Source organism: Candidatus Nitrosopumilus salarius BD31, from assembly GCF_000242875.2.
GTDB lineage: Archaea > Thermoproteota > Nitrososphaeria > Nitrososphaerales > Nitrosopumilaceae > Nitrosopumilus > Nitrosopumilus salarius.
Window position 1 is genome coordinate 1 of the sequence record NZ_AEXL02000171.1, and the last position, 3,426, is coordinate 3,426.

Sequence of the window (3,426 nt, forward strand, 5' to 3'; positions counted from 1 at the left end):
TTTATTAAACGATATCCGCCCATTAGATAAATCGTTACTTCCGAAAACAGTCGAACGATTTGTTGCATTAGGCATCAATAAGAATCAAACGCTACCGCCAATACCACAACCTAAACTCATTGCAGATTATAACAATGCTATTCAATCACTTAGTGATTTAGGTATCGAACTATCCAGTAGCAAAGTATTAGGCTTATGTCCTGGTGCAGAGTATGGGGCAGCAAAACGCTGGCCTGCTACATATTATGCAGAAGTTGCAATCCATGCAATTGAGCATGGCTGGTTGGTGTTATTATTTGGTTCTGAAAAAGACATACCAGTAACACAAGAAATTAATCAAATAACGCAGTCACGCTGCATTGATTTAGGTGGCAAAACCAAATTAGGCGACGCAATAGACATTATGTCATTGTGTGACACCGTTATTAGCAATGATTCAGGGCTAATGCATGTTGCAGCCGCTCTAGATAAAAAACTTATCGCAATATATGGTTCAAGTGACCCACATCATACACCGCCCATGCATCCTGAAGCTGTGATTGAGTATTTAGATTTAGCATGTAGCCCTTGTTTTAAAAGGGAATGCCCATTAGGTCATCTAAACTGCTTAAATAACATCCAACCATCGGTAATAATAAAAAAATTAAATTATGATTGATCAATGGCTTAACAAACTAGACAACCACAACACAAAGAGTCTTTTTTGGATAATTGTCGGTGCTAGCATATTACTGGCAGCTTGGATGCAATATATCCAGCATGGCTGGATTAATCCAGACAGTGTCCTCTATTTTGAACAAGCCAAGCAATTTGCTCAGGGCGAATGGAAGGCAGGATTCAAGATATTTGAATGGCCTTTATATGCTGCGTGTATTAGCCTTATCCACAAGATTACTTACCTACCTATCCAAAACTCAGCACAACTGCTTAATATGCTGTTCTTTGGGATTGCTACCGCCAGCTTTCTGAAGCTGATTCAACTTGCTGGTGGTAATAACCGTACACTATTTTTTGGCATGCTACTGTTATTTAGCTCGCTCTACATCGTGGGTGATGTGCTAGAGATGCTTATGCGCGACGAAGGCTACTGGGCTTTTTACCTTACTGCATTAGTCTATTTCATTGGCTATCTCGACAGTGGCAAACTAAGTCATGCAGTTTTGTGGCAACTTAGTATGATGACTGCCACCCTGTTTAGAATTGAAGGAATTCTATTCTTGTTATTCTTACCAGTGATTGTCATTGCACTGCAGCCAGAAAATTATAAAAATAAACTAATGATGATGCTTAAAGCTTACTCCTTCTGCTTCATCATTGGCTTGAGCATTTTGATAACAATTTTTCTGCATCCAGAAATCAATATGGCGAGTTTTGGCCGCTTGGATGAAGTATTCACGTTAAATCTGTTCGATGAATTCACTAAGAAGTTTTTAACGCAAGCTGATATTATGTCAAAAGAGGTACTAGGCGGATATTTAGAAGAATTCGCAATTCCGGGCTTGCTGCTGACATTTCTTTATGTCACGGGATCAAAGATATTAACCGCTGCTGGCTGGGTTGGAACTGCACTTGCTTTCTTTGGTATCAAAAATACATCAAACACAATGCCACCCAAAGTAAGAATGACTTTACTGACTAGCTCGGCAATTGCTTTGATTGTCATGTATTTAATCATCACAAAAGTATTTGTTCTATCAAGCAGGTATGTGGTTGCTTTAGCATGGATACTGCTAATCTTTGCAAGCATCTATCTGGCCGACCTCTCATCAAACACTCATAAAAATAAACGTAGGCTTTTCATTATCTTTTGCATCATATCATGTTTAAGCTTCGTAAAGAATGTATTGCCTAAGCGTGAAGGGTACAATTACCAACAGGATGCTGTCTCTTGGGTAAAATCACAAAATAAAGAAAATCACCCTGTATTTTATGATGATTCTCGCATGAGATATTACGCCAAGCAACCATTTAAAGGTACAGGCACACCAAACTTTATTGAATTAATCAATGCACATGAAAACAACAGCATTAATAATTATACCTATCTAGTTATCAATAGTTCAAAAAATGACTTTGAAAGTGAACAATTCATATCAAGCAACCTTCCAAACTTTATTGAAATTAATCGCATCTCATCATACAAAGATAAAAAGCAAGTAGTCATTTATCAAAACAGCACTAACTAACTTTTTCATTCCTTTGCTTGTGAATAATATTGATTTACATTTTTGTTGCTATCAAGATTCGCAAATCTATCGATACACTGCTCAGGCTGCTACATTGGAGAATTTTCTAATTCTTGTGTTGAGTAATTCCATGATTCACTTTCTAACACTTTACCAATTAACACGCTGAAAAACTAAATCTAATGAACTTAGCAGTAGTTACTGCATAGATAGTATAAGGTGAAACATTTTTAGTAAAGTTGCGCATACAGCGACAATTGCCCCTACCCCAGCTTTTACTCGCTAATAATAGTCTCATCACGTTCTATACAATAGTCATGTCCAAAAGTAACTAGCGCAAACTCAATCAGGCTTCATGTACTTTCTTCTAATGCTTACGCAAATAAATAGATTGTTAGCCCTAATATCTCTCGACTCAAATCACCATATTATTACCAATCAAATAAAATCTTCATATCTTATTGAGTCTATAGAGTTCTCAGCAACTACTCAGATGAGTAAAAGCGTCAATACTTAACTCTTTACTTTTCAGCACTTAAATAACTAAATGTGGCAAATATCTTCTGATAACGCGGTGGTACTAAATAAACATTAGCGTAAGGTTTTGATTGATCAAAACTTGATAAACACCATCTTCTATCAAATATCCTAAAATAAATGCGCCTTAAAAATCCAATTAAATTTTTCTTATGTACTTTTTTGTTATAAGTGTAGGAAAGTGAGAAAAATTGATATCCTTTGAATAGCTCATCAAACAAGCGCATTTTTTGGAAAGACGCAATTGTTGTTGTGCTTTTATATTCAATTAACAAAAGTGGTTGATCTTGCTTTAGCGTTTCTTGTAAACCTAGCAGTGCTGATGCCTCATGCCCTTCAACATCCATTTTAATAAAATCAATCATTTCTTTTGGGCAAGTTAAATTCAAATAATCATCACCAACGACTAACTCTATCTCTTGCTGCTCGGCATCCTCAAAAGAGGCATTCAAACTTGAACATCCCAAATTACCGTGCTTGGGGATAGAAATATCCCTCTTAATAGCTTTGTCTGATAAAGCCAAGTTAACCGCAATTACATTATTCAGTTTGTTTAAGATTAAATTCTGTTGCAACACACTAAATATAAATTGCACGGGTTCAAAAACAATTAACCTCTTGGTATATTGCGCAATCACAATGGCGTGATTTCCTATATTGGCGCCAATATCCAAACTAGTAGTCGGTGCTATACAGCTTAATA

The 3,426-nt window shown here is 36.3% G+C and carries 3 protein-coding genes; 2 read left to right on the forward strand and 1 reads right to left on the reverse strand.

The window, feature by feature from the left end; genetic code table 11:
• Both waaF and BD31_RS11515 read left to right on the forward strand, forming a co-directional pair.
• The coding region (gene waaF / locus BD31_RS11510) for a lipopolysaccharide heptosyltransferase II (protein WP_008301859.1) at positions 1–658 on the forward strand (658 nt) is incomplete at its 5' end.
• Positions 651–2,186: a hypothetical protein gene (locus BD31_RS11515; RefSeq protein ID WP_008301862.1), complete on the forward strand. Its 1,536-nt coding sequence runs from the start codon at positions 651–653 to the stop codon at positions 2,184–2,186. The genes waaF and BD31_RS11515, both read left to right, overlap by 8 nt.
• A 521-nt stretch (positions 2,187–2,707) precedes the next feature.
• Here BD31_RS11515 and BD31_RS11520 read toward each other — a convergent pair.
• A partial coding sequence (locus BD31_RS11520; RefSeq protein WP_008301860.1) for an FkbM family methyltransferase occupies positions 2,708–3,426 on the reverse strand: 719 nt, incomplete at its 5' end.

What these genes read in the sequence shown, in the direction of transcription:
- BD31_RS11515 (WP_008301862.1), top strand. Translation starts at nt 651, where the DNA reads ATGATTGATCAATGGCTTAACAAACTAGACAACCACAACACAAAGAGT.